Source organism: Halomonas sp. Y3 (assembly GCF_024137965.1).
GTDB lineage: Bacteria > Pseudomonadota > Gammaproteobacteria > Pseudomonadales > Halomonadaceae > Halomonas > Halomonas mongoliensis.
On sequence record NZ_CP099975.1, the window covers coordinates 1,235,088 to 1,259,348 of the forward strand.

Sequence of the window (24,261 nt, forward strand, 5' to 3'; positions counted from 1 at the left end):
AACGAGCTCTGGATCGCGAGCTCTGAAAAGCAAGGGAGGCCCCCATGCTGGAAGATTGCAAGAGCGCCCTGGAGCGCTGGGGCGGCGTGCACAAGCTGATCGACCGCTGGCTCGACGAGCGCCGCGAGCTGCTGGTTCACTTCGTGGAGCTCAAGGAGGCCTGCGACGCCGAGCTCGAGGCGGTGAGCAAGGCGCAGATCGACCGCTTCAGCGAGCTTTTGATGGACTACATCAGCGCCGGTCACTTCGAGATCTACCCCCAGCTGCGCGAGGAGGCCAAGGCCTTCGAGGACGAAGCCGCCCTGGAGCTCGCCGACCGCCTGCTGGCGCGGCTGGAGATGTCCACCGAGCTGGTGCTCTCCTTCGATGCCGAATACGAGAGCCCCGGCCGGGTGCGCCAGAACCTCGGCCGGCTGCCCGCCTGGCTAGAGCGCCTGGCCCACGGCCTCACCGAACGCTTCTCCCTCGAGGACCAGCTGATCGGTCGCGTCCACTCCGCCCACGCCCCCGATGCCGCCCGGCAAGAGGCCGCCGCCCGCTCAGGTGTCTGAACCGCGGCGCTCGAAGCGTCCCCCCAGCACCAGCAGGCAGGGGGTAAGCAGCAGCGTCAGGCCGGTGGCGAAGGTGAGCCCGCCGGCGATGGCGCTGGAGAGCTGGGTCCACCACTGGGCCGAGGGGGCGCCCAGCCCCAGGCTCGGCGCGAAGAGGTTGACGTTGACCCCGAGCACCATGGGCATGAGGCCCAGCACCGTGGTGATGGCCGTCAGCAGCACCGGCCGCAGGCGCAGGCCGCCCGCCTCCAGGGCCGCCTCCCCGGGGGAGAGCCCCTCCCGGCGCAGCTGATTGTAGGTGTCGATCAGCACGATATTGTTGTTCACCACGATGCCCGCCAGGGCGATGATCCCCATCCCCACCATGACGATGCCGAAGGGCTGGCCGTTGACCAGCAGCCCCAGCAGCACGCCGGCGGTGGAGAAGACGATGGCTGAGAGCACCAGCCCCGCCTGATAGAGGCTGTTGAACTGGGTCACGAGTATCAGCGCCATCAGCGCCACGGCGACCAGGAAGGCGGTGGTCAGAAAGCGGCTCGCCTCCTGCTGGTCCTGCTGTTCGCCGGCCACCTTGACCATCACCCCCTCCGGCGGCGCCCCCGCCGTCTCCAGCAGGGCGCGCAGCCGCTCGTCGGCCCGGTAGCCCTCCGCCACGTCGGCCTCCAGGGTCACCGCGCGGCGCCCGTCGATGCGGTGCAGGGTGCCCACCTTGGGCGCCGGTAGCAGCGCCACGAAGTGGGCGATCGGCACTTGGCCCCGGGGCGTATTGAGGGTCAGCTGGCCCAGCTGCTCAAGTGAGCGGTAGCCATCCGGAAGGCGCACCCGGATATCCACCTCGTCGCTCACCTCGGCGGGGCGGTAGCTCGCCACCTGCAGGCCGGTGGTCAGCAGCTGCACGGCGCTGCCCACGGACGCCACGTCGGCGCCGAAGCGCGCCGCCGCCTCGCGGTCCACCATCACCCGCCACTCCACCCCGGGCAGGCTGCGGTCATCCTCGATATCGCGAAAGCCGCCCAGCTCGCCCATCCGTGCGCGCAGCGCCTCCACGACGTCATCGGCGGCGGCGGGGTCATGGGCGCTGATCTCCAGCACGATGGGCTTGCCTTCGCCGGGGCCCATCTCCTGCTCCCGGAACTCCAGGGCCAGGCCGGGCAGGTCGGCGGCTCGCTCGCGCATCTCGGTGAAGATCTCGGCCACCGGGCGGCGCCGGTGCCAGTCGATCAGCTGGAACTGCAGCACGCCGATCACGTCGCTGCCGAGCTGCTGGTTGGGCACCGCGAAGGAGCGCGCATAGAGCGCCTCCACCTCGCTCATGCCGGCCAGGCGCGCCTCCACCCGCCGCACCACGGCATCCTTCTCGGCGGCGGAGAAGTCCCCCCGGGCCCGCACCAGCACCTGGGCGCTGTCCGGCTCCACGGCGGGGAAGAACTCCACTCCGTGGTTGAAGCGGGCGTAGGCGGTGTAGATCAGCGCCAGCAGCAGCAGGGCGAAGAGCAGGGTCAGCCCGGGCCAGGCCAGCAGCCGGGCGAGCAGGGCGCGATAGAGCCGCCCGCCGGCGGTGATGTGGTTCTGGTCGACCTCGCGGCGCGAGGCGCGCACCCCGAAGACGCCGCCCAGGGTGGGCAGGAAGACCAGCGCCATGGCCAGCGACGCCAGCAGGCAGAGGATCACCGTGGCCGGCAGGTACTTCATGAATTCGCCTACCACCCCGGGCCAGAACAGCAGCGGCACGAACACCGCCAGGGTGGTGGCGGTGGAGGCGATCACCGGCCAGCTCATGCGCGCGGCGGCGTTGACCCAGGCCTCCCGCGGCTCCTGCCCTTCGCGGAGGTGGCGGTCGGCCAGCTCCGAGACCACGATGGCGCCGTCCACCAGCATGCCGGCGACGAGAATCAGCGCGAAGAGCACTACGATATTGAGGGTGTAGCCCAGGCTCCAGATCAGCAGGATGCCGGTGAGAAAGGCCCCGGGGATGGTCAGCCCCACCATCAGGGCGCTGCGCACCCCCATGGCGGCGAGTATCACCACCAGCACCATCACCACGGCGGTGAGCACGTTGTTGAGCAGCTCGTCGAGCATCTCCTCCACCATCTGGGACTGGTCGGTGATGGTGGTCACCTCCAGCCCCTCGGGGAGCAGTTCTCGGGCCTCCTCGAGCAGCCCCTGGACCTGCTCGATGGTGGCGATGATATTGGCCCCGGCGCGCTTGGAGATCTCCAGCACCAGGGCCGGCTGGCCGTCGATGCGGGCGAAGCCCTCCGGGTCCTTGAAGCCGGGACGAATCCAGGCCACGTCGCCGAAGGTGACGACGCGGTCGCCGTCCACCTTCACCGGCATCGCCATCACATCCTCCAGGCGCTCGATCACCCCGGGTACCTTGAGCGCCAGGCGCCCGGCGCCGGTGTCCAGGCTGCCCGCCGCCACCAGGCGGTTGTTGCGGGTGACCAGGTCGAAGAGTCGGTCGAAGTCGACCCCGTAGCTGTCCAGCACCAGGGGGTCGACGACGATCTCGAGGAGCTCCTCGCGGTCGCCGCCGATATCCACCTCCAGCACCTCGCCGATGCCCTCGATCTCCTCCTTGAGCCGGCGGGCCACGGCCAGCCGCTGGCGCTCTTCCAGGGGGCCGGAGAGGCCGACGGTCAGCACCGGGAAGAGCCCCACGTTGACCTCCATCACCCGCGGCTCGTCCGCCTCCTGGGGCAGCTCGGCCCGGGCGATATCGACCTTCTCGCGCACGTCGCTGAGGGCCTGGTCCGGATCGAAGCCGGCGTCGAACTCCAGGGTCACGGCGGCGTGGCCTTCGCTTGCCTGGGAGGTCAGCTTGCGCACCCCCTCGATGCTGCGCAGCTCCTGCTCCATGGGGCGCACCAGCAGCCGCTCGCCATCCTCGGGGCTGACCCCCTCCAGGGAGAGCGAGACATAGATGATGGGGATGGTAACGTCGGGGTTGGCCTCCTTGGGGATCGCCTGCCAGGCGGCGGCGCCGGCCAGCAGCAGGGCGGCCAGCAGCAGCAGGGTGGTGCGGGAGCGATCCAGGGCGGCTGCGATCAGGGTGCGCATTTCAGGGCGACCCCTCGGCGCTGGTCGCGGCGACGGGGGTGACCCGCTCCCCCCGGGGCCACCAGGCCGCCGCCCAGGGTGATCAGGCGCACCCGCTCGGGCAGGCCGGCGACCCGCGCCTCCTGGGGGGTGCTGTCCACCAGGGTGACCGCCGTTAGCACCACCCGGTCCTCGCCGTCCAGGTGCTTCACCGCCAGGCGGCCGTCGTCGTCCAGCTCCAGCAGGGCGGGGGAGAGCCGCTGCACCTCCCGCTCCGGCAGGGTGATCACCAGGGTGGCGCTGGCGCCGGCGAGGCGCCGCCCCTCGGGGTTGGCGACCCGGGCCTCCACCGGGAAGCTGCGGGTCTGATCCTCGGCGCGGCGGCCCACCAGGCTGACCTCTCCCTCGAGCCGCGTGCCGTCCAGCAGGCGCAGCTCCGCGGGCAGGCCGGCCTCGAGCGCGTGGGCGTCGCGCTGGGGCGCCCAGGCCCTGGCCACCAGATGGCGGTCATCCACCAGCCGGCCGAAGGTCTCGCCGGCCTGGAGCAGCTCGCCGAGCTCCACGTCCAGGTGGTCGAGCACGCCTTCGAAGGGGGCGGTGGGGCGGGTGTCGTCGAGCTGGCGGCGCAGGCTCGCCACCTCGGCGGCCGCCCTGGCGGCGCCGCTCTGCAGGCGCAGGTAGTCGGTATTGGAGAGCAGCTCCCGGCGGCGCAGGTCGTCGGCGCCGGCGAGCTCGGCTCGGGCCAGGGTCAGCTCCGCCTCGGCCTGCTCGAGCCTGGCCGGCAGCTCGTCCCGGGCCAGGCCCAGCAGCACCGTGCCCGCCTCGATGCGTTCCCCCTCCGCCACCGGCAGCGCCTCCACGCGGCCCGCCTGGCGGGTGCGCAGGGTCAGCTCCTGGTCGGCGGTGAGGTGGCCCTGGAGCACCAGTCGCGGGCTGTGGGGCTCGGCCTGGCGCTCGCTCACCTCCACCCTGGTGGGCTCAGGCTCGGCGGCGGGTTCGCTCTCGGGGGGCGCCTCCTGAAAACGCTGCAGATCGCCCAGGGCCAGCCAGGCGGCCAGGGTCAGGGTAATGGCGATGGCGAGCAGCGGGGGCAGGGGAGGGAGGCGTCGACGGGGCATGCGGTGTGATCCATCAGCGGGCATGAGACGCCAGCATAGCATCCGGCCCTCGTCCTACGTCGCATTGAGTTTTGTGCGGCGCAGGCATACCATCTTGCCGGTTTGATTTCAGGCCCGGCGGTTCGCCCGGCGGGTCCGTCCTCACGGCGACACCCCGTGCGTTGACAACCAAGGAGCATCCATGAAACAGCCCGTCCGTATTGCCATCACCGGCGCTGCCGGCCAGATCAGCTACTCCCTCGCCTTCCGCATCGCCTCCGGCGACATGCTGGGCAAGGACCAGCCGGTCATCCTGCAGCTGCTCGAGATCACCCCGGCCATGGAAGCCCTCAAGGGTGTGGTGATGGAGCTGAACGACTGTGCCTTCCCGCTGGTGCAGGACATCGTCGCCACCGACGATGCCAACGTCGCCTTCAAGGACGCCGACTTCGCCCTGCTGGTCGGCGCGCGTCCTCGCGGCCCGGGCATGGAGCGCAAGGACCTGCTGGAAGCCAACGCGGCCATCTTCTCCGTGCAGGGCAAGGCCCTGAACGACAACGCCAGCCGCGACGTCAAGGTGCTGGTGGTGGGCAACCCGGCCAACACCAACGCCCTGATCGCCTCCTGCAACGCGCCGGACCTGGATCCCAAGCAGTTCACCGCCATGACTCGCCTGGACCACAACCGCGCCCTGACCCAGCTGGCCCAGAAGACCGGCAAGCACGTCACCGACGTCGAGAGCATGATCATCTGGGGCAACCACAGCGCCACCCAGTACCCCGACATCGCCCACTGCAAGGTCGACGGCAAGCCCGCCGCCGAGCTGGTCGAGCGTGACTGGTACGAGAACACCTTCATTCCGGACGTGCAGCAGCGCGGTGCCGCCATCATCAAGGCCCGCGGCGCCTCCTCCGCGGCCTCCGCGGCCTCTTCCGCCATCGATCACATGCGCGACTGGGCGCTGGGCACCAACGGCCAGATCGTCAGCATGGCGATCCCCTCCGACGGCAGCTACGGCGTCGAGCCGGGTATCATCTACTCCTACCCGGTCACCTGCGAAGGCGGCAAGTACGAGATCGTGCAGGGTCTGGAAGTCGACGAGTTCAGCCGTGGCAAGATGAAGGCCACCGAAGACGAGCTGCGCGAAGAGCGCGCCGCCGTCGAGCATCTGCTGGGCTGAACCCCGGCCATGAGCTTTAAGCTGTAAGCTTTAAGCCGTAAGAAAAACCCCGCCAGGCCATGCCTGAGCGGGGTTTTCAGTTTTGCGGTTCAAGGCTCGCAGCGACGCTTTAACGGCTTACGGCTTACGGCTTACGGCTTACGGCTTCCAGCTTAGCGCAGGCTGATGATCCGCCAGCCGCGGGCCTCGGCCACCTCGCGCAGGGTAGGGTCGGGGTCCACCGCCACCGGGTGGTCGACCTTCTCCAGCAGCGGCAGGTCGTTGTGGGAGTCGCTGTAGAACCAGGCGTCGTCCAGGGTCAGCTCCTTGTCGGCCAGCCACTCCTCCAGGCGCTGGACCTTGCCCTCCTGGAAGCTCGGGATGCCCTTCACCCGGCCGGTGTAGCGGCCGTCCACCACCTCGGGCTCCACGGCGATTAGGTCGTCGATGCCCAGCCGCTCGGCGATGGGGCCGGTGATGAAGCGGTTGGTGGCGGTGATGATCAGCAGGGTATCGCCGCGGCTGCGGTGGCGGGCCACCAGCTCCTCGCCCCTGGGCAGGATGTGCGGCTCGATCTTGCTGGCCATGAACTGCTGGTGCCAGGCGGCCAGCTGCTCGGGGCTGTTCTCGGCCAGCGGCTTCAGGGCGATGGCGAGGTAGGCGAGGATATCCAGGGTGCCGGCCTCGTAGGCGGCCATATGCTGGTCATTGGCCTCGCGGTAGGCCACCGGGTCCACGGCGCCCTGCTCGAGCAGGAACTCCCCCCAGGCGTGATCGCTGTCGGTCGACAGCAGCGTGTTGTCCAGGTCGAAGATGGCCAGGCTCACGATGACTCCCATGAGTTAGAAAAATGAGATGTGCACGTCGGGTCGAAAGCCGGCGATTATCGCAGAAGCCGACGCTGGCTGCGACCCGGGCCGGCGGCTTGGCCGCAAGGCGTATTGATGCGCTTCATCGGCTTGTGGAAGAATGTCGTCAATACTGGTTTCTACAAGGTGAAGTCCGTGATCGACGCTGACGGCTTTCGCCCCAACGTTGGCATCATCATCGCCAACGAGCAGGGGCAGCTGCTCTGGGCGCGTCGTGTAGGGCAGAATGCGTGGCAGTTTCCCCAGGGAGGCATCAAGGCGAACGAGACACCGAAACAGGCACTTTTTCGCGAACTGTTCGAGGAGATCGGCCTGACCGCCGACGACGTCGAGATTCTTGCCTGCACCCGGGGTTGGCTACGCTACCGCCTGCCGCGACGCATGATTCGTACCAACTCGAGGCCGGTCTGTATCGGCCAGAAGCAGAAGTGGTTCCTGCTGCGCATACGCTGCCAGGAGAGCCAGATCTGCATGGATGGCACCCCCAAGCCGGAGTTCGACGGCTGGCGCTGGGTCAGCTACTGGTACCCCCTGGGTCAGGTGGTACCCTTCAAGCGTGAGGTCTACCGGCGTGCGCTCAGGGAGCTCTCGCCCCGGGCCCAGCGGCTGGCCCTGGGGCACGGCTGAACGACCGGGGCCGAGCACCAGGGCCGGCGGCGAGGAACCTCGCGCCGGCCAGGCAGTCACGATAATAATTCATCAGAATGGAAGACGGCACGCCCATGCTCGAGGTCCTGCGCCGCATCACACAGGAAGTTACCGGGGCCCGCAGCCTGGACGCGGCGCTTGCCACCATGGTGCGGCGCATCCGCAAGGCCATGGAAACCGACGTCTGCTCCTTCTACCTCTACGACGAGGAGATCGAGCGGCTGGTGCTGATGGAGACCATCGGCCTGCGCACCCAGGCGGTGGGCCGCGTGGCGCTGCCGGTGGGCGAGGGGCTGGTGGGCCTGGTGGCCAGCCGTGAGGAGCCCCTCAACCTCGAGGATGCCCAGGCGCATCCGCAGTTCCGCTACTTCGAAGCGACCGGCGAGGAGCGCTACTCCAGTTTCCTTGGCGTGCCCATCATCCATCAGCGCCGCATGCTCGGCGTGCTGGTGGTGCAGCAGGCCGAGAAGCGCCGCTACGGCGAGGAGGACGAGGCCTTCCTGGTGACCATGGCGGCTCAGCTTGCCGGCGTGCTGGCCCATGCGCTGGCCACCGGCAACCTGACCCGCCCGAGCCTGCAGGGGCAGGTGCAGTTCAAGGGGGTGGCCGCCTCCCCGGGCATGGCCATCGGCGAGGCGGTGGTGATCGCCCCGCCCGCCGACCTGGATAGCGTCCCCGACCTGATTCCCACCGACGTCGACTACGAGATCACCCGCCTCAAGGAGGCGATCGGCCGCGTGCGCGAGGAGCTGCGTGCCGCCGCCGAGCGCCTGGCCAACCGGGTCTCGGCCCAGGAGCTGGCGCTCTTCGAGGTCTACCAGCAGATGCTCAGCGAGGCGGCGCTCTCCCAGGAGGTGGAGAAGCGCATCCGCGAGGGGCAGTGGGCGCCCGGCGCCCTGGCCGACGTGGTCAAGCGCCACGTCCAGTACCTGGAGCGGGTCGACGACGACTACCTGCGCGAGCGCTCCGCCGACGTGCGTGACCTGGGGCGCCGCGTGCTGGCGCACCTGCAGGAGGAGACCCCCCAGACCCCGGAGGTCTTCCCCGAGAGCACCATCCTGGTCGGCGACGAGATCAGCGTGGCGCTGCTCGGCGAGGTGCCCCGGGAGAAGCTGGCCGGCCTGGTCTCGGTGCGCGGCTCCAGCACCTCCCACGTGGCGATTCTCGCCCGGGCCATGGGCATTCCCACGGTGCTCGGCATGGTCGACCTGCCGCTGCCGAGGCTCTCCGGCGCCCGGGTGATCCTGGATGGCCACCGCGGGCGGCTCTTCGTGCGCCCCGGCGAGGAGCGGATTACCCACTACCAGGCCATGATCGACGAGGAGCGGGCCCTGGCCGAGGTGCTCGAGCACGAGCAGGACCTGCCCAGCCGCACCCCGGACGGCCACGACATGCCGCTGATGGTCAACACCGGCCTTGCCGTGGATGCCGTGGCTTCCCTCAAGAATCGTGTCAGCGGGGTGGGGCTCTACCGCACCGAGGTGCCCTTCATGGTCACCGAGCGCTTCCCCGGGGAGCAGGAGCAGACCCGTCTCTATCGCGATCAGCTCGAGAGCTTCGCGCCGCTGCCGGTGGTGATGCGCACCCTGGATATCGGCGGCGACAAGGACCTGCCCTACTTCCCCATCGAGGAGGCCAACCCCTTCCTCGGCTGGCGGGGTATCCGCGTGACCCTCGACCACCCCGAGGTGCTGATGGTGCAGCTGCGCGCCATGCTGCGCGCCTCCCAGGGCATGGGCAATCTCCAGGTGCTGCTGCCCATGATCACCAACGTCGACGAGGTCGACGACGCCCTCAAGCTGCTCGATCGCGCCATCGTCGAGCTCGACGAGGAGGGGGTGAAGGTCTCGCGTCCGCGGGTCGGGGTGATGATCGAGGTGCCGGCGACCCTCTACCAGCTGGATGCCCTGGCCCGGCGCGCCGACTTCTTCTCGGTGGGCAGCAACGACCTGACCCAGTACCTGCTGGCGGTGGATCGCAACAACCCCCGGGTCGCCGACCTCTACGACGCCTGCCACCCGGCGGTGCTCTCCGCCATGGCGACCCTGGCGCGAGAGTCGCGACGGCTCAAGATGCCGATCTCGGTGTGTGGCGAGCTGGCAGGCGACCCGGCCGGTGCCCTGCTGCTGATGGGCATGGGCTTCGACGCCCTCTCCATGAACGCCCCCAGCCTGCCCAAGGTGCGCGCCGCCATTCGCCGCGTGCCGCTGCAGAGCGCCCGGGAGCTGGTGGAGGAGACCCTGCGTCTCGACACCCCCGGCGAGGTTCGCCGTCATCTGGGCAACCGCCTGGACGGCTGGGACCTGGCCCACCTGCTGCCGCCGCGGGATTGACGGCGACAGTGTAGGAGCCCGATTTATCGGCGATTGGCCTATCGGGCGATCCTGACCCGATGGCTGCTCTCCCCCAGCGCCACTCCACGCGGCCCGAAGCGTCGCTCGCCGATCTCGATATGCCCGCTGGCATGCCAGCTCACCCAGGTCATGGCCCGGGTGCCGTAGTGCTCTCCCAGGATAAAGGCGGAGGAGAGCATGCGCTCCATCTCCACTCCCACGCCGGTCTGTGGCAGCTGTTCGTCATCGGCCCGGCGCGGGTCGGCCATGGCCGCCAGGGCATCCTCGGGCCAGCGGCCGTGGCGCAGGCTGGCGGCGAGCCCCTGGCGCACCTCGATCAGCTTCGGCCAGGGGGTATTGAGGCTGGCATTGGAGAGGCCGTGTAGGCCCGGCGAGACCTCCCGCAGGGTGACGCCGTCGAGCCCACGGTGCAGATGCCAGAGCCGTTCGCCGTCGCCGGCCAGCAGGTTGAAGCCGGCGTAGCGCTCGGCCTCGCCCATGGCCAGGCGGTCGAGCCAGGCGGGCAGGTCGGGGCAGGTGAGGGCGTGGTGGACCAGCTCCCCGCGGCTGGGGGCGCCGTCGGGCACCCGGAGGCGCGGCTCGCGGACGTTGGTCACCGCGGCGAGGCGGCCCCGGCGATGCACGGCCAGCCAGCTGCCGCCGGCCTCCAGGTCGCGGCCGCCCAGGATATCGGGGGAGGCGTCCCAGGGAGCCAGGGGGGCAGCAGGGCGGGCGTGGAACTCGTCGCGGTTGGCGACCAGTCGCAGCGGCCATTCGCTGCCGGGGCGATGGTCAAAGGTGATCAGGCACATGGCGGCAGCTTAGCGGCTTCCCCGAAGCCGGGGAAGCGTCCGGGGGCCGGGACGCCGCGCTGCGCCATGACAGGCGCGCGCGCCCGGCGTACACTCGTGCGTCAATCTCGTGACTTGGCCAGGGATGACAATGCGAGTCGATAATGGCCGCCAGCGGCGGCTTCCCGTTCCACTGCGCTGGGCGCTGCTGATCCAGCTAGCCTTGCTGCTGGCCGGCCTCGCCCTGCTGGCGCTGGGTGCCGGCCCCGGCTGGCTGTTGCTGCTGCTGGCGCTGTCGCTTGGCAGTGTCGCCGTGGCGGCCTGGGTTCTCCCGGCCGAGCCTCCGGTGCCCCTGACGCCCGCCATCGGCCCGCGGCTGCCGACGCCGGCCGCGGCGCCGCCCGCGCCTACCGGAAGCGGCGATGAGCAGCTGCGCCGCCGCCTGCAGAGCCTGGAGGAGGATCTGGTCCGCTGCGACCAGCGCGTCGGCCGCCTGGCCGCCGGGCGGGCCCGCGCCCGTGAGGAGTCGCGGCTCAAGTCCGACTACCTGACCCTGCTGGGCCGGGAGCTGAGCCCCCTGCGGGAGCAGGTGGAGGCGCTGCTGCAGGAGCCCGCCGATGCCGCGCCCCGCAGCCGGCGCGCCACTCTCGAGGAGCTGCGCGACCGCCTGGGGGATCTCGAGGTGCTGCTCGAGGGGATCGCCGGTTCGGAGCCGCCCCCCGCAGCCGCTGTCACTGCCGCTGCTGCCCCCGCGGCTGCTCCGGCGCCGTCCGTGCGGCGGGGCAGGCGCCTGCTGATCGTCGACGACGGCCCCGTCAACCTGATGCTGGCCCGGCAGGTGCTGGAACGCGAGGGTTACGAGGTGCGAACCGCCACTTCCGGCGCCGAGGCGCTGGCCTGCCTGGAGCAGGTGCCCTTCGACCTGGTGCTGATGGATATCTTCATGCCCGGCATGGATGGCGTGGAGACCAGCCGCCGCTGGCGCGACGTGGAGATCGAGCGCTACCCCGGCAAGCGCAGCGTCCTAGTGGCCCTGACCGCCAACGCCAGCGCCGAGGACCGCAAGCGCTTCGTCGCCGCGGGCCTTGACGACTACCTGGCCAAGCCCTACCGCCCCCAGCAGCTGATCGACCTGGTCAACCGCTGGCTGCCCCCGTCCCGTGAGGAAGTCCCCCACCCATGAGCATGCTGCCCATCCTTCTTGGCTACCTGGCGCTGGGCGCCGCCGCCGGCACCATGGCCGGCCTGTTCGGCGTCGGCGGTGGCCTGATCATCGTCCCCGCCCTGGTGTTTGCCTTCGGCCTGCAGGGCGTGGCCCCGGAGGTCACCATGCACCTGGCGGTGGGCACGTCCCTTGCCACCATCGTGGTGACCGGTGCCTCCTCCGCCTGGGCGCACTACCAGAAGGGCAGCATCCATCGCGAGTGGTTCCTGGCCCTGCTGCCCGGGCTGCTGCTGGGCGCCATCGGCGGTGTCTTCGTGGCGGGAGCGCTCTCCGGCGGCGTGCTGGGCACCCTGTTCGGCCTCTTCGTGCTGGCGGTGGCCGTGCGCATGGTGCTCGACCGCGGCCCGGTGCCCGGCAGCGTGGCGCCTGGCCGCGGCGGCATGGCGGTTGCCGGCGGCGTGATCGGCGGCGTCTCAGCGCTGTTCGGCATCGGCGGCGGCACCCTCTGCGTGCCCTGGCTGACCCGCTGCGGCGCCGAGATGACCCGGGCCGTGGGCACCTCTGCCGCCTGCGGCATTCCCATCGCCCTGTTCGGCGCCGCCACCTTCGCCGTGGTCGGCTGGGGCAATGCCCAGCTGCCCGCCGGCGCCACCGGCTTCGTGATGTGGCCCGCCTTCCTCGGCATCGTGCTGGCCAGCGTGCCCTTTGCCCGCCTGGGCGCGCGCCTGGCCCACCGTCTGCCTGCCCGGGTGCTCAAGCTCGCCTTCGCCGCGCTGCTGACCCTGGTCGGCCTGCGTTTTCTTCTGTAGGAGCCCCCATGCTGAACTACCCCGACATCGACCCGGTTGCCATTTCCCTGGGTCCCTTCCAGGTCCACTGGTATGGCCTGATGTACGTGATCGGCTTCGTGGCCGCCTGGTTCCTGGGGCGCCGCCGCGCCGCGCGCATCGGCCTCACCCACGACGACATCGGCGACCTGCTCTTCTACTGCGCCATCGGCGTGGTGGTGGGCGGCCGGCTCGGCTATGCGCTCTTCTACGGCCTGGGCCAGTGGGCCGGCGATCCGCTGTGGATCCTGCGGGTCTGGGACGGCGGCATGAGCTTCCACGGCGGCCTCGCCGGCGTGCTGCTCGCCTCCTGGTGGTTCGCCCGCAAGAAGAGGCTGGCCTACTTTACCCTGACCGACTTCGTGGCCCCCCTGGTGCCCATCGGCCTCGGCGCTGGGCGCATCGGTAACTTCATCAACCGCGAGCTGCCGGGCCGCGTCACCGAGCTGCCCTGGGGCATGCCGTTCCCGGGCCTCGGGCCCGAGCCGCGCCACCCCTCGGCGCTCTATGAGGCGGTGCTGGAAGGGGCGGTGCTCTTCGTGGTGCTCTGGTTCGTCTCCGCGAAACCCCGCGCCCGCGGCCTGGTCTCAGGGCTCTTCCTCACCCTCTATGGAGTCTTCCGCTTCGCGGTGGAGTTCGTACGCCTGCCCGACGCCCATATCGGCTTCATCGCCTTCGGCTGGGTGACCATGGGCATGCTCCTGACCCTGCCGATGATCATCGCCGGCCTGGCGCTTATCGCCTGGTCGCGCAGCCAGCCGGTGGATGCTCGCTCCGCCCCGTAGGAGCCCGATTTATCGGTGGTCCGACACGTCGGCGATTGGTGCCCACTAACGATGAGAGAGGCAGGAGATATGCGACTAACGCCAGAGCAGGTTGCCATCATCAAACAAGCCGCCGTTGAGGTCTTCGGTGACGAGGTCATCGTGAAGCTCTTCGGATCACGCCTGGATGACGCCGTGCGGGGCGGAGACATTGACCTGCTGGTGGAGAGCTCGGACCTCATCGAGAACAGGATGGACAAGATGCTGACCTTGACGGCGCGTCTGCAGCTTCGCCTCGGTGATCAACCGATTGATATCCTTGTGGTCGATCCATCCACGCCCTTGAACCCCGTGCATCGCCATGCCATTCAGACAGGTCAAGCGCTATGACTGATGACTCGCAGCCGCTGCTTCCCATTGATCGTTTTCTCTGGACCCTCGATATCGTTGAGCGTGAGGGGAGGCACCTTCGCTATAGCTGGAAAAGCCTGTTCGCCAGCGGGAGTAATCTCGGGGCCGACTGGGTCGCTTCTCTCGAGCAGCACCCAGAGGAGGCGATAAGGCTCGAGGCCTTTGTATCGCGCTTCAGTCGAATGCAGGACACCATTGCCGATAAGCTGATTCCGCGCTGGCTGCAGAGCCTTGCCGAGCGCACCGGCAGCCAGATCGAGAACCTGAATCGTGCTGAGCGGCTGGGCGTATTGGAAAGCACGGAGCAGTGGCTGGCTGCCCGCAAGCTTCGTAACCAGCTGGTTCACGAGTATATGCAGGACCCTAATGCCTTTGCCGCCGCGCTGGCCGCGGCTAGGGAGTACTCCCTGATGTTGATGGCGACCTACAATCGTATACGTGGCTATGCCGAACGGCGCATGGCTCTTGAAGCGGAGCTGCCCGAGTCTCTGGTACTGCCCAACCAGCATCCCCAACGGTAAGTGGGCCAGACCCCGAAAGTCATCGCCGAATAAATTCGGCTCCTACAGGGCGGTTGCATTAGCCCATCCCCGTAAGAGCCCGATTTATCGGGCGATTCCATCGCGCAGCGATGGCGGGGGCGGTGGTCTCCTCCATCCTGAATAAATTTGGCTCCTACGGCTGGGTTAGGCGTTACCCTCATTGTAGGAGCCCGATTTATCGGTGGTCCGACACGTCGGCGATCCGCCCATCGCTGGCCTGGCGGCGATCCGGTAGAATCCTGCCCCTGCACACACTTGCCAGAGAACGCCGTGACCGACCCGACCCTTCCCGCCCTCGAACAGCCCTATCTCGACCTGATGCGCCAGGTGCTCGACCACGGCGTGGAGCGCTCCGACCGCACCGGGGTGGGCACCCGCTCGATCTTCGGCCACCAGATGCGTTTCGACCTGGCCCGCGGCTTTCCGCTCGTGACCACCAAGAAGCTGCACACCCGCTCGATCTTCCATGAACTGCTGTGGTTCCTGGCCGGCGATACCAACATCGCCTACCTCAAGGAGAACGGCGTCAGCATCTGGGACGAGTGGGCCGACGAGAAGGGCGATCTCGGCCCCGTCTACGGCTACCAGTGGCGCAGCTGGCCCGACCCCCGCGGCGGCCACGTCGACCAGATCGCCGGGCTGATGGAGCAGATCCGCGAGAACCCCCAGTCCCGGCGGCTGATCGTTTCCGCCTGGAACCCGGCGCTGGTGGATGAGATGGCCCTGCCGCCCTGCCACTGCCTGTTCCAGTTCTACGTGGCCGAGGGGCGACTCTCCTGCCAGCTCTATCAGCGCAGCGCCGACATCTTCCTGGGCGTGCCCTTCAATATCGCCAGCTACGCCCTGCTGACCCGGATGATCGCCCAGGTGGCGGGCCTCGAGCCGGGGGAGTTCATCCACACCCTGGGGGATGCTCACCTCTACCTGAACCACCTGGAGCAGGCCGAGCTGCAGCTCTCACGCACCCCGCGCCCGGCGCCGCGCCTGGTGCTCGACCCCGAGGTAAAGGACCTCTTCGACTTCCGCTTCGAGCATATCGCCATCGAGGGCTACGACCCCCACCCCCATATCAAGGCCGCCGTGGCGGTGTAAGCAGAGAGAGGCCAATGAACGAGACTCTGATCCCCGTGGCGATGATCGCCGCCATGGACCGCAACCGGGTGATCGGCGTGGATAACCAGCTGCCCTGGTACCTGCCCGAGGACCTCAAGTTCTTCAAGCGCATGACCCAGGCCAAGCCCCTGGTGATGGGGCGCAAGACCTTCCAGTCCATCGGTCGCCCGCTGCCCGGGCGGCTCAATATCGTGGTGACCCGCGACTCTAATTTTAACCGTGGGGACTTTCACCACGGCGGCATTCGCGTCTGCCACGACCTGGCTTCTGCCCTGGCCCTGGCCGACCAGCAGGCCACCATCGATGGCGTCGAGGAGATCATGGTGATGGGTGGCGCCGAGATCTATGCTCAGGCCCTGGAGCACGCCAGCCGTCTCTACCTCACCGAGGTGGATATCGAGGTGGAGGGTGACGCCCGCTTCCCCGAACTCGACATGGACGAGTGGGAAGAGGCGCAGCGCGTGCCGGGAACCCCGAGCGAAGGCCAGCCCGCCTACGACTTCGTGGAGTATCGTCGCCGCTAGACGACATTTGTCATGGGGCAGCATCTGGCACAGACTGGCCGGCACGGCCTCGCTGTCTGGCTCATGCGTGGAGGAGAACGGTTTGATCGAGGAACGCTCAATTCGCCTGCTGGATGCCCTGGAGGGGCGCACCGATACCCTGCTCGGCCTGCTGCAGCGGGAGCGCGACGCGCGCCTGAGTCTGGAGCAGCGCCTGGCCGAGCTGGAGGCCGCCCACCGCGAGCTCGGCGAGAAGCATCTCGAGCTGGTTGAGGAGAGCCGCGAGCTTGTAGAAGAAAACCGCGAACTCGACGCGCAGAATCGTGAGCTGGAAGAGCACAATCGCCGCCTTCACGAACGCCTGAACCATCAGGCAGAAGGGCAGGGCGCAGGCTTCCCGCGTCCCGCCCGCCGCTCCCAGGGCCTCTCCGCGCTGATCGGCCGACCAGCTACCAGCAACGATGCAGGAGCTCGACTTGTCGAGCGATCAGCGGAGGGCACCGACGCCGGTACTAATGCCGACGGCAATACCCAATCGCCGATGTGTCGGACCACGGATAAATCCGGCTCCTACAACGCCGCCGAGGCCACCAACACCGCGGCCGCCACCTCCGCTGCTGCCACCACCGCCACCGATGTAGGAGCCCGATTTATCGGCGATCATGAGAAAGCCCCGGATCGTGCAGAAGCCCCATCCCCTCATGCGCTCCTCGCCGAGTGGTACCAGCGCTACCCTGGCGCCTTCTTCAAGGGTCACACCCGCCCGCTCAAGGTGGGCATCCACGAGGCCCTGGCCGAGCAGGAGCCCTGGCCCGAGAAGCTGGTGCGCCGGGCGCTCGCCTGCTACGTGAACCTGCCGCGCTATCTCAAAGCGGTGCGCGAGGGGGCCGAGCGCATCGGTCTGGATGGCAAGCCCGCCGGCCAGGTGGATGCCAAGGCCGCCGAGCACGCCAAAAAGAAGCTGGAGCGCCTCCAGGCCGAAGGGCGCGGCAAGGGGAGGGCGGCGCCGGTCCAGCCAAGGCGAGCCGCTGGCAAGGGCAAGCCCGGCCGTGGCAAGACAGCGGGCCGGGGAGCCGCCGGCAAGGGGCCGGCGAGCAAGGCACCCGCTGCCCAGGCGGCGCCTGGCGCCGAGCCCCCCCAGCCCGCCCGGTCGGCCCCCGCCACCCTGGAGGAGAAGCTGGCGGCGCTGGTCGCCAAGCACCGCCAGCAGTGAGCCCTCGGGCCTCGCGCCCGCTTGTCCTGGCCCCGCCTGCCCGGCATGATGTACCGCGTCGCCCCGCGCAGCTGGGCGACTCGCTACGCAGAGGAAAGTTCCGCCGGAAGGGTGCAGCCTGAAGGGAAACAGTGTTTTTTCTTGTTGCGTTCCCCCGGTTCCCGGTATAGAGTTCTTCTTGCGAGCATTGGACTATAACAAGGCTTCGCCTAGGCATGCCGCCGAGCAGCCGCCTCCCGGGAGGGGAGCCGGTCAGCCAGAGAAGAGTACGCCAGGCAAGCCGGCTGCAGCGACCGCCCCGCGGTCCGCAGGTAAACGATCGAAACAGACTGCTAGTCAAAGGAACCAATGATGAAAAAGACTCTGTTAGCGACTGCTATCGCCGGCGCCCTGGGCGTCTCCGCTGCCGCCCAGGCCGCCACTGTTTATGACCAGGACGGCACCCGTCTGGACCTCTATGGCCGCATCGCGCTGGGTATCTCCGGTGGCGGTGACGAAGTGAACGCCGATGGTGAAAAAATCAACGGCTCCGAGTTCCGCGACGTCTACTCCCGCTTCGGCCTGCGCGGCACCCAGCAGCTCTCCTCCGACCTGGCCGCCTTCGGTAACTTCGAGCTGCGCCCGCGCCTTGACGAAGTCAACCGTGATGGTCAGCAGGTCCGCAACAGCTTCCTGGGTCTGCGCAGCAACCAGTTCGGTACCGTTCAGGCCGGTAACTTCGACAGCTTCTATCTGGACACCGTGGCTGCGCCCTTCGATGTCTACATCGACCGTGGCCTCGAGCTGACCGGCGGTAGCCACCAGGCCCGTGGCGACTCCATCGGCTATATCTCCCCGAACCTGGAAGGCTTCCAGGTCTACCTGATGGGTAAGCACTACACCGGCAACGGTGAAGAAGCTGGCTCTCCGGGCAGCAACTCTTCTGCCTGGAACACTGCCGGTGGCGCCGTCTATGAAGTCGACGCCCTGCGCCTGGCTCTGGGCTACGCCGAAGATCGCGCCCGCACCGGCGGCGTCGGCGAGAACATCTACGGCGGCTCCGCTGTCTTCGAGTTCATGCCCGGCTTCTCCGGTCGTCTGGCCTACGAGTACCAGTCCGACAACGAAGACAAGATCGGCGTCGGCATGACCTATGCCATCAACGAGTGGGCCTTCAACCTGGACTACTACCGTATCGAAGCCCAGGGTAACCTCAAGCGCGATCTGGAAGCAGACGGTGAGAGCACCAGCCGCAACGCCTGGGCCGCCGGCGCCTACTACAAGGTCTCCAGCAACTTCGACGTCTTCGCCGAGCTGCATGAAGCAGACGAAGGCACCATCGTCAGCGGTGACACTTCCCCGGGCGACGTTGGTGACAATCTGCGTCGTGTCCGCGACAACGTCTACTGGCTGGTTGGCGCTCGCTACCACTTCTAATCGCCCCTTCGGCATTAGAAACAGCGAACCGATCTAGCGGTACACAGAAGCCGGCCCCAAGGGGCCGGCTTTCTTGTGTGCGGGCATGCAGTAAAGCCAGCTGCCGGCTGCGGCCCTCTTGTCCCCTTTTTCCTGAGTTCCCTTCTCCGGGGCGCTCCTCTCTGGCCGATATCCTGCCAGGCTTTTCATCATGAAAAGCCCCGGCGCATGGCCGGGGCGAAGAGATCGAATTTCTGCTTGTACTGGAACCGCTTGAAAGGGTGGCGGCGCATCCCGCGCCGCCACGGGCCGGGCTCAGAAGTTGTACTGCACCATGCCCTGGACGCGCACGGCATCGCCCTTGTCCCCATCGACCTGCTTGCGGCTGTGGTAGCCGGCTTCCACGCCGTAGGTGACGTTGCGAATCGGTGACCAGATGTAGTTGAGGAAGACGCCTTCGAACTTCTCGTTGGCAGTGGCGGCCATGGCGCCATCGGCGACGGCGTCGTCCAGGTCCACGGTGGAGATGCCGTAGCCGAGGCTGACGTTGCCGGGGCCTGCTGCCACGCTCACGCCGGCGGTGCCGCCGGTGCCTTTGATGGTCTCCAGGTTACCGCTGCCGTCCACGTAGGCGGGGGTGCCGACCGGAGCGAGGTACTGGTAGGCGCCGATGCCGTCACCATGGACGATGGAGCCGCGCAGGGTGACATCCGGGGTGACCTTGGCGCTGGCTTCAAGCGCCAGGCCCCAGCCTGTAGTGCTGTCCTTCTGGGAGGCGACGACGTCGTCGAACTCCAGGTAGCGCAGCACGCCGGAGGCGGCGTAGCTAAAGTCGCCGGCGCCACCCTGGAAGCGCAGGGTCAGGTCGGGAAGGCGTGACTTGGAAGCGGCCGAGTCTACTGAGCCGCCAAGGTTTTCGGGATCCTCGAGGGCCACGGAGAAACCTTCAACGGTATAGCGCAGCTGGGCCTGGCGTGCCACGTTGGCCTGGCCCGGCTGGCCGTTGAAGTCGATGGTGGGATTCATGCCCAGGAAGCCACCGAAGTTGGTCCAGGTCTGGCCGGCCAGCAGGCCGTTCCACTCGCCGTAGGCGTGGCGCAGACGAAACTCGCCGCCACCGCTGCCGTAGAAGTCGCCCTCGATCATGGTCTTGATTTCGCTGCCGCCCGCCGGAGTGGCGGTGGTAAAGCCCAGGCGGCTCTGAAAGGCATGCAGGTCGGTGTGACCATCGGAGCCCGGCTCACCATCAAGGCGAATGGCGTTACGATTGATGGCATTGCCCAGCTTGTCATCGACGTCATAGATCAGGTCGAGCTTGGCGTAGCCGTAGATATTGGCGGTGGTGTCCCCTGCCTCGATGGTATAGGCCTGAGCGGCGCCGGAAACGGCCAGGGCCAGGGCGGAGGCGGTGAAGATCGATGCGTTCTTTTTGATTGACACGTGCTGTTCCTTGTTATGCGTATGGCGCCATTCAAGGGCGCTCTATTGTGGTTATTGGTGCTTTCTCGCAGATACGCTTACGTAAACGTCATCACCCGGTCGGCGTAGGAGATGGCTTACGCACCGTAGGAAATTATCCAGCCCTACCGTTGATGACAATCACGCGACGGCCAAATTGGACGAAAGGAGTAGAGCTCAGGAGGAACTTTTCCCGGGCCTGCTCGGAGGCAGGGCGTCGATCTTGCCCCTGCCGTGGCATGATGGACTAAGCTGACTCAGGTCAATAAAGCCATACCAAGCTGCCAAGGATGCGCGCATGACCACCACCCAAGATCCCCAGCGCCGGCCGGGTGAGCTGCACTGCGAGGGCTGCTCGCTCCACTCGTCCTGCATGACCCGCGTGCTCTCCCAGGGGGCGCTGGAGGCCTTCGATGAGATCATCCAGCAGCCGCAGCCGCTCAAGCGCGGCCAGGCGCTGGTGCAGCAGGGGCAGCCCTTTCGCAGCCTCTACCTGGTGCGTACCGGCAGTTTCAAGCAGGTGGTGCGCCAGGCCGGGCGCCAGGACGAGCAGGTGGAGCACTTCTTCCTGCCCAGCGAGGCGGTGGGGCTCGAGGCCATCGGCGAGACGCACTGTCCCGCCTCGGTGGTGGCTCTCGAGACCTCCTTCGTCTGCGAGCTGCCCTTCGAGGCGTTCGAGGCCCTGGCTCAGCGCCACGAGTCGCTGCGCGGCGAGCTGATGCGCAGCATGAGCCGGGAGCTTCGCGGCGATCAGCGCCAGTTCTGCCTGCTCTCCGGGCGCACCGCCGAACAGCGCCAGGCGGGCTTCCTGCTGGGGCTCTCTCAGCGCTTCCACCTCCGGGGCTACTCCCGCTATCGCTTCCAGCTGGCCATGTCCCGGGCCGATATCGGCAGCCATCTGGGCCTGGCCCTGGAGACGGTGAGCCGGGTGATGGGTCGCTTCCAGCGTCAGGGGCTGATCAAGGTGGCCGGGCGTGAGCTGACCATCCGCTCCCTGGAGGGGCTTGAGGACCTGGGGGAGGCCCCCTGACATGACACACCGGCACCGACCTGTCGATGATCGCTCCTCTGCGTGATGCGAGGGTTAAGGCGCAGTCAACGACGCTGAGGCATACTTAGCCAATACTTCTGCCACCCTCCGGGAGGCTTCTTGACCGGCTGGCTGAACCTTTCCCTTCGCCTTCGACTGCTTATCGGTATCGGCCTTGGCTGGCTGGTGCTGGTGGTGGCGCTGCTTGGCTACAGCCATCTGAGCGGAAGCTCACTCGCCCGCCATGAAAATCTGGTGCATCTGGAGTATGAGGCGCAGCTGGTGGCGGATCAGCTCTCACGGGAGCTGGTCGAGCGTAAGCGTACTCTTGCCCTCCTGGCTGAGGGACTGGCCATCGACGACCCCGGACTCGAGTCGCGGCTGCGTGAGCAGCGGCCACTGCTGGCGCTGTTCGACCGTCTGATGGTTTTTGATGCCGAGGGGCGCCCGGTGGCCGACTGGCCCCCCTTCCCCGAGGGCGGGCCCCATATCGGGAGCCGAGCCTACTTCCAGCATGTAAAGGCGTTCCGCCGCCCCTGGGTCAGCGAGCCTTTCCGTGGCAGGGAGACAAGGATAGATCAGGTCATGGTGATCCAGCCGCTGCTCGGCGAGCAGGGGGAGTTTCTTGGCATCCTCGGCGCCAATACCAGTCTGCGCGACGGTCAGGCTTACCTCAATCTGCGCGGTCGGCGCCTGGGCGAAGCGGGCCATGTGCTGCTGGCGACCGCGGAAGGCCAGGTCATCAGCCACCCCGACGAGAGCAGGCTGATGCGGAGGCTGCCAGAGGCCGATACTCACCTGCTGATCGACCAGGCGCTACTTGGCTGGGAGGGCAGCGGTGAGGGGGCTACCCTCGATGGCCGACCGGCGCTGGCCGCTTTCCGGCAGGTGTGGCCGGCCAGCTGGGTGGTCGGCGTCTTCCTGCCGATGGAGCAGGTTCAGGCGCCGATCCGCCGCTACGCCCGGGAGCTTCGCTGGGTCGGCATCGGCAGCGTGGCGCTGATGCTGCCGCTGCTCTGGTGGCTGCTGGGGCTGGGGCTGCGTCCGCTGCATCGGCTCGAGCGGCAGATCGCCCGGGTAGGGCAGGGCAAGGCGCAGCGGCTGGAGCTGAGGACCGGCATGGTGGAGCTGCGTCAGGTTGCCGATGCCTTCAATCGACTGGAGACGAGCCGGCGCGAGGCGATCGAGTCCCTGGAATCGCGGGAAGCCTTCCTCAAGGCGGTGCTGGCCTCCTCCCCGGTCGGCATGTTCCTCACCGACCCCCAGGGGCAGGTTACCTACATCAACCCCGTTCTCACTCGACTCACCGGCATCGGCCTGGTGGAGTACAGCCCGCTGACCTGGCTGCGCCGGATGCATCCTGAGGACCGCAGCGCCTATCTCGCCGGCTGGCGGGAGGCCCTGCGCCAGGGGGGAGGCCTTACCGAGAGCTATCGCCTGCGCGGTGCCGAGGGCGGCTGGCGCTGGCTGGAAGTGCACGCTAGCCCCGTGAGCGGCGGCGGCGGGGTGCTAGGCTACGTGGGCCTGACGCAGGACATTACCGAGCGCCAGGAGCGCGAGCGGCGCCAGCGCTGGGAGGCCGAGCATGATGCCTTGACGCGCTGCCTCAATCGGCGCGGCTTTGGGCGGCGGCTGGAGACGGCCTGTGAGTTCTCCCGGCGTCGGACGGACCATTCGCTGGCGCTGGTATTGCTCGACCTCGACCACTTCAAGGAGGTCAACGACAGCGCCGGCCACGCGCTGGGTGATGAGCTGCTGCAGCAGGTGTCGGAGGTGCTGGAAGAGGCGGTGCGGGATGAAGACGCCGTGGCGCGCCTGGGCGGCGACGAGTTTGCGCTGCTGCTGGGCGATGCGTCTGACGCCGTGGCCCTGGAGGTGGCCGAGCGGGTGCGGGCGCGGCTGGCCGCCCTCGACTTCTCCCACGACGGCCGGCGCTTCCGGGTCAGCGCCAGTATCGGGGTAGCGATGTTCCAGAGTGATGATGACGACAGAACCCTGATGGCCCGGGCCGACAAGGCCAGCTATGCGGCGAAGCAGGGCGGGCGCAATCGAGTGGTGATGGCCCGCGGCGCACCGGCTGACCTGGCCGAGAGCTGAGGCCTCGAGTGAGCCTCAGCGTCCCGTGGGGAGTCGTCTAAGCGGTGATCAGCACGCCGCCGCCGGCCAGCAACGCTACCACCGCCCAGGCCGGCAGCTTCCAGACGCTGAGCAGCAGGAAACCGGTCAGCGCCAGGGCAAACTCCCGGGGACCGAGAATGGCGCTAGTCCAGACCGGCTGGTAGAGCGCTGCGCCCAGGATGCCCACGACTGCCGCATTGGCGCCGCGCATCAGCGCCTGGGCGCTGTCCCAGCGGCGAAAGCGGTTCCAGTGGGGCAGTACCGCCACCAGCAGCAGTAGGCCTGGCAGAAAGATCATCGCCAGGGCCAGAGCGGCCGTGAACAGCCCCCCGCCCAGGGGGGCCATCACGGCACCCAGGTAAGCGGCGAAGGTGAAGAGTGGGCCGGGTACGGCCTGGGCGGCGCCGTAGCCCGCCAGGAAGTCGTCGGGGCTGACCCAGCCGGACTGCACCACCTCCGCCTCCAGCAGCGGCAGCACCACGTGGCCGCCGCCGAACACCAGGGCGCCGGCGCGGTAGAAGGCGTCCATCACCGCCAGCGTCGTCGAGGGGGTGGCCCAGGCCAGCAGCGGCAGGCCGATCAGCAGTGCCGCGAAGGCCGCGCCTGCCAGGTACCCGGCTCGGGGGGAAACCGGTAGCGTCAGCAGCGCCGTCTCGGTCTCGGTTTGGGCGCGGCAGAGCGCCATGCCGGCCAGGGCGCCGATGACGATGGCCGCCACCTGGCCCAGGGGGCCGCTCACCAGCACCACGGTGAAGACCGCGGCCAGGGCGATGCCGGCGCGCTGCCGGTCGGGGCAGAGGCTTTTCGCCATGCCCCACACCGCGTGGGCGACGATGGCCACGGCGGTGACCTTGAGCCCGTGGATGATGCCCTGGCTGACCGGGCCCTCTAGCAGGGCGGCGCCCAGGGCGAAGAGCACCAGCACGATGGCCGAGGGGAGGGTGAAGGCCGCCCAGGCCGCCAGCGCCCCCCAGGGGCCGCCGCGCATCAGCCCCAGGGCGAAGCCCACCTGGCTGCTGGCGGGGCCGGGGAGGAACTGGCAGAGCGCTACCAGGTCGGCGTAGGCCTTCTCGGTGAGCCAGCGGCGGCGCTCCACGAACTCGGTGCGAAAGTAGCCGAGGTGGGCGATGGGGCCGCCGAAGGAGGTCAGGCCGAGCAGCAGGAAGGCGTGAAAGACCTCCCGGACGTGGCCTCGGGTGGCGGGGGTGTCGGACATGAGGTGGGCTCCTGAAACC

21 protein-coding genes are annotated in these 24,261 nt (G+C 68.3%); 15 read left to right on the top strand and 6 right to left on the bottom strand.

Annotated features, from left to right (window positions below; all coding sequences use genetic code 11):
• Nucleotides 1-44 precede the first annotated feature (44 nt).
• Nucleotides 45-551 (top strand): sigma D regulator, encoded by a 507-nt coding sequence (rsd, locus tag NHL60_RS05885; RefSeq protein ID WP_253450132.1) that lies wholly within the window; start codon nucleotides 45-47, stop codon nucleotides 549-551.
• On the opposite strand, the gene NHL60_RS05890 is transcribed toward rsd, so the two are convergent.
• Nucleotides 540-3,611 (bottom strand): efflux RND transporter permease subunit, encoded by a 3,072-nt coding sequence (locus tag NHL60_RS05890; RefSeq protein ID WP_253450135.1) that lies wholly within the window; start codon nucleotides 3,609-3,611, stop codon nucleotides 540-542. The genes rsd and NHL60_RS05890 overlap by 12 nt on opposite strands.
• Nucleotides 3,599-4,708 carry an efflux RND transporter periplasmic adaptor subunit gene (locus NHL60_RS05895; RefSeq protein WP_253450138.1) on the bottom strand — a complete coding sequence of 370 codons (1,110 nt, stop codon included), beginning with the start codon at nucleotides 4,706-4,708 and terminating at the stop codon, nucleotides 3,599-3,601. Before NHL60_RS05895 ends, NHL60_RS05890 begins: the two co-directional genes overlap by 13 nt.
• A gap of 181 nt (nucleotides 4,709-4,889) precedes the next feature.
• Here NHL60_RS05895 and NHL60_RS05900 point away from each other — a divergent pair, with 181 nt between their 5' ends.
• Nucleotides 4,890-5,867 (top strand): malate dehydrogenase, encoded by a 978-nt coding sequence (locus tag NHL60_RS05900; protein WP_253450141.1) that lies wholly within the window; start codon nucleotides 4,890-4,892, stop codon nucleotides 5,865-5,867.
• 152 nt (nucleotides 5,868-6,019) lie between these two features.
• On the opposite strand, the gene NHL60_RS05905 is transcribed toward NHL60_RS05900, so the two are convergent.
• A complete protein-coding gene (locus tag NHL60_RS05905; RefSeq protein WP_253450144.1) occupies nucleotides 6,020-6,673 on the bottom strand; it encodes an HAD family phosphatase in 654 nt (217 codons plus the stop codon).
• A 177-nt stretch (nucleotides 6,674-6,850) separates the two neighbouring features.
• Between NHL60_RS05905 and NHL60_RS05910 the strand changes: the two genes are divergently transcribed.
• Entirely contained in the window at nucleotides 6,851-7,342 is a 492-nt protein-coding gene (locus NHL60_RS05910; RefSeq protein WP_253450146.1) for an RNA pyrophosphohydrolase, read from the top strand.
• A gap of 95 nt (nucleotides 7,343-7,437) precedes the next feature.
• Complete coding sequence (gene ptsP / locus NHL60_RS05915; protein ID WP_253450150.1) at nucleotides 7,438-9,696, top strand: phosphoenolpyruvate--protein phosphotransferase; 2,259 nt, start codon at nucleotides 7,438-7,440, stop codon at nucleotides 9,694-9,696.
• A 38-nt stretch (nucleotides 9,697-9,734) separates the two neighbouring features.
• Here ptsP and NHL60_RS05920 read toward each other — a convergent pair whose 3' ends face one another.
• Nucleotides 9,735-10,508 carry an NRDE family protein gene (locus NHL60_RS05920; protein ID WP_253450153.1) on the bottom strand — a complete coding sequence of 258 codons (774 nt, stop codon included), beginning with the start codon at nucleotides 10,506-10,508 and terminating at the stop codon, nucleotides 9,735-9,737.
• 130 nt (nucleotides 10,509-10,638) lie between these two features.
• Between NHL60_RS05920 and NHL60_RS05925 the strand changes: the two genes are divergently transcribed.
• The 9 genes from NHL60_RS05925 (at nucleotide 10,639) to NHL60_RS05965 (ending at nucleotide 18,441) form a co-directional block, all read left to right on the top strand.
• Entirely contained in the window at nucleotides 10,639-11,670 is a 1,032-nt protein-coding gene (locus tag NHL60_RS05925) for a response regulator (RefSeq protein WP_253450156.1), read from the top strand.
• A complete protein-coding gene (locus tag NHL60_RS05930; RefSeq protein WP_253450160.1) occupies nucleotides 11,667-12,461 on the top strand; it encodes a sulfite exporter TauE/SafE family protein in 795 nt (264 codons plus the stop codon). Before NHL60_RS05925 ends, NHL60_RS05930 begins: the two co-directional genes overlap by 4 nt.
• Nucleotides 12,462-12,469: 8 nt before the next feature.
• Nucleotides 12,470-13,264, top strand: a complete 795-nt coding sequence (lgt, locus tag NHL60_RS05935; RefSeq protein WP_253450163.1) for a prolipoprotein diacylglyceryl transferase — start codon at nucleotides 12,470-12,472, stop codon at nucleotides 13,262-13,264.
• A gap of 69 nt (nucleotides 13,265-13,333) precedes the next feature.
• A complete protein-coding gene (locus NHL60_RS05940; protein WP_253450166.1) occupies nucleotides 13,334-13,633 on the top strand; it encodes a nucleotidyltransferase domain-containing protein in 300 nt (99 codons plus the stop codon).
• Nucleotides 13,630-14,175, top strand: a complete 546-nt coding sequence (locus NHL60_RS05945) for a hypothetical protein (protein WP_253450169.1) — start codon at nucleotides 13,630-13,632, stop codon at nucleotides 14,173-14,175. The genes NHL60_RS05940 and NHL60_RS05945 overlap by 4 nt, the downstream gene beginning before the upstream one ends.
• 339 nt (nucleotides 14,176-14,514) lie before the next feature.
• Nucleotides 14,515-15,288 (top strand): thymidylate synthase, encoded by a 774-nt coding sequence (locus NHL60_RS05950; RefSeq protein ID WP_253452034.1) that lies wholly within the window; start codon nucleotides 14,515-14,517, stop codon nucleotides 15,286-15,288.
• Nucleotides 15,289-15,302: 14 nt separating this feature from the next.
• Nucleotides 15,303-15,833 (top strand): dihydrofolate reductase, encoded by a 531-nt coding sequence (locus tag NHL60_RS05955; protein ID WP_253450172.1) that lies wholly within the window; start codon nucleotides 15,303-15,305, stop codon nucleotides 15,831-15,833.
• Between the two features lie 82 nt (nucleotides 15,834-15,915).
• Nucleotides 15,916-17,025 carry a ProQ/FINO family protein gene (locus tag NHL60_RS05960; RefSeq protein WP_253450175.1) on the top strand — a complete coding sequence of 370 codons (1,110 nt, stop codon included), beginning with the start codon at nucleotides 15,916-15,918 and terminating at the stop codon, nucleotides 17,023-17,025.
• A 351-nt stretch (nucleotides 17,026-17,376) separates the two neighbouring features.
• Complete coding sequence (locus NHL60_RS05965; RefSeq protein WP_253450178.1) at nucleotides 17,377-18,441, top strand: porin; 1,065 nt, start codon at nucleotides 17,377-17,379, stop codon at nucleotides 18,439-18,441.
• A 294-nt stretch (nucleotides 18,442-18,735) separates the two neighbouring features.
• On the opposite strand, the gene NHL60_RS05970 is transcribed toward NHL60_RS05965, so the two are convergent.
• Nucleotides 18,736-19,860: a DcaP family trimeric outer membrane transporter gene (locus tag NHL60_RS05970; RefSeq protein WP_253450181.1), complete on the bottom strand. Its 1,125-nt coding sequence runs from the start codon at nucleotides 19,858-19,860 to the stop codon at nucleotides 18,736-18,738.
• A gap of 316 nt (nucleotides 19,861-20,176) precedes the next feature.
• Between NHL60_RS05970 and NHL60_RS05975 the strand changes: the two genes are divergently transcribed.
• Nucleotides 20,177-20,908 carry a helix-turn-helix domain-containing protein gene (locus NHL60_RS05975; protein WP_253450184.1) on the top strand — a complete coding sequence of 244 codons (732 nt, stop codon included), beginning with the start codon at nucleotides 20,177-20,179 and terminating at the stop codon, nucleotides 20,906-20,908.
• 120 nt (nucleotides 20,909-21,028) lie between these two features.
• Entirely contained in the window at nucleotides 21,029-23,005 is a 1,977-nt protein-coding gene (locus NHL60_RS05980; RefSeq protein ID WP_253450187.1) for a diguanylate cyclase, read from the top strand.
• Nucleotides 23,006-23,042: 37 nt separating this feature from the next.
• Here NHL60_RS05980 and chrA read toward each other — a convergent pair whose 3' ends face one another.
• Entirely contained in the window at nucleotides 23,043-24,242 is a 1,200-nt protein-coding gene (gene chrA, locus NHL60_RS05985; RefSeq protein WP_253450190.1) for a chromate efflux transporter, read from the bottom strand.
• Between the last annotated feature and the right edge of the window lie 19 nt (nucleotides 24,243-24,261).

Excerpts from the sequence above, each read along its gene's own strand:
- rsd (WP_253450132.1), top strand. The coding sequence starts at position 45 with ATGCTGGAAGATTGCAAGAGCGCCCTGGAGCGCTGGGGCGGCGTGCAC.
- NHL60_RS05890 (WP_253450135.1), bottom strand. The coding sequence starts at position 3,611 with ATGCGCACCCTGATCGCAGCCGCCCTGGATCGCTCCCGCACCACCCTG.
- NHL60_RS05895 (WP_253450138.1), bottom strand. The coding sequence starts at position 4,708 with ATGCCCCGTCGACGCCTCCCTCCCCTGCCCCCGCTGCTCGCCATCGCC.
- NHL60_RS05900 (WP_253450141.1), top strand. The coding sequence starts at position 4,890 with ATGAAACAGCCCGTCCGTATTGCCATCACCGGCGCTGCCGGCCAGATC.
- ptsP (WP_253450150.1), top strand. The coding sequence starts at position 7,438 with ATGCTCGAGGTCCTGCGCCGCATCACACAGGAAGTTACCGGGGCCCGC.
- NHL60_RS05920 (WP_253450153.1), bottom strand. The coding sequence starts at position 10,508 with ATGTGCCTGATCACCTTTGACCATCGCCCCGGCAGCGAATGGCCGCTG.
- NHL60_RS05925 (WP_253450156.1), top strand. The coding sequence starts at position 10,639 with ATGCGAGTCGATAATGGCCGCCAGCGGCGGCTTCCCGTTCCACTGCGC.
- NHL60_RS05930 (WP_253450160.1), top strand. The coding sequence starts at position 11,667 with ATGAGCATGCTGCCCATCCTTCTTGGCTACCTGGCGCTGGGCGCCGCC.
- lgt (WP_253450163.1), top strand. The coding sequence starts at position 12,470 with ATGCTGAACTACCCCGACATCGACCCGGTTGCCATTTCCCTGGGTCCC.
- NHL60_RS05940 (WP_253450166.1), top strand. The coding sequence starts at position 13,334 with ATGCGACTAACGCCAGAGCAGGTTGCCATCATCAAACAAGCCGCCGTT.
- NHL60_RS05945 (WP_253450169.1), top strand. The coding sequence starts at position 13,630 with ATGACTGATGACTCGCAGCCGCTGCTTCCCATTGATCGTTTTCTCTGG.
- NHL60_RS05950 (WP_253452034.1), top strand. The coding sequence starts at position 14,515 with ATGCGCCAGGTGCTCGACCACGGCGTGGAGCGCTCCGACCGCACCGGG.
- NHL60_RS05955 (WP_253450172.1), top strand. The coding sequence starts at position 15,303 with ATGAACGAGACTCTGATCCCCGTGGCGATGATCGCCGCCATGGACCGC.
- NHL60_RS05965 (WP_253450178.1), top strand. The coding sequence starts at position 17,377 with ATGAAAAAGACTCTGTTAGCGACTGCTATCGCCGGCGCCCTGGGCGTC.
- NHL60_RS05975 (WP_253450184.1), top strand. The coding sequence starts at position 20,177 with ATGACCACCACCCAAGATCCCCAGCGCCGGCCGGGTGAGCTGCACTGC.
- chrA (WP_253450190.1), bottom strand. The coding sequence starts at position 24,242 with ATGTCCGACACCCCCGCCACCCGAGGCCACGTCCGGGAGGTCTTTCAC.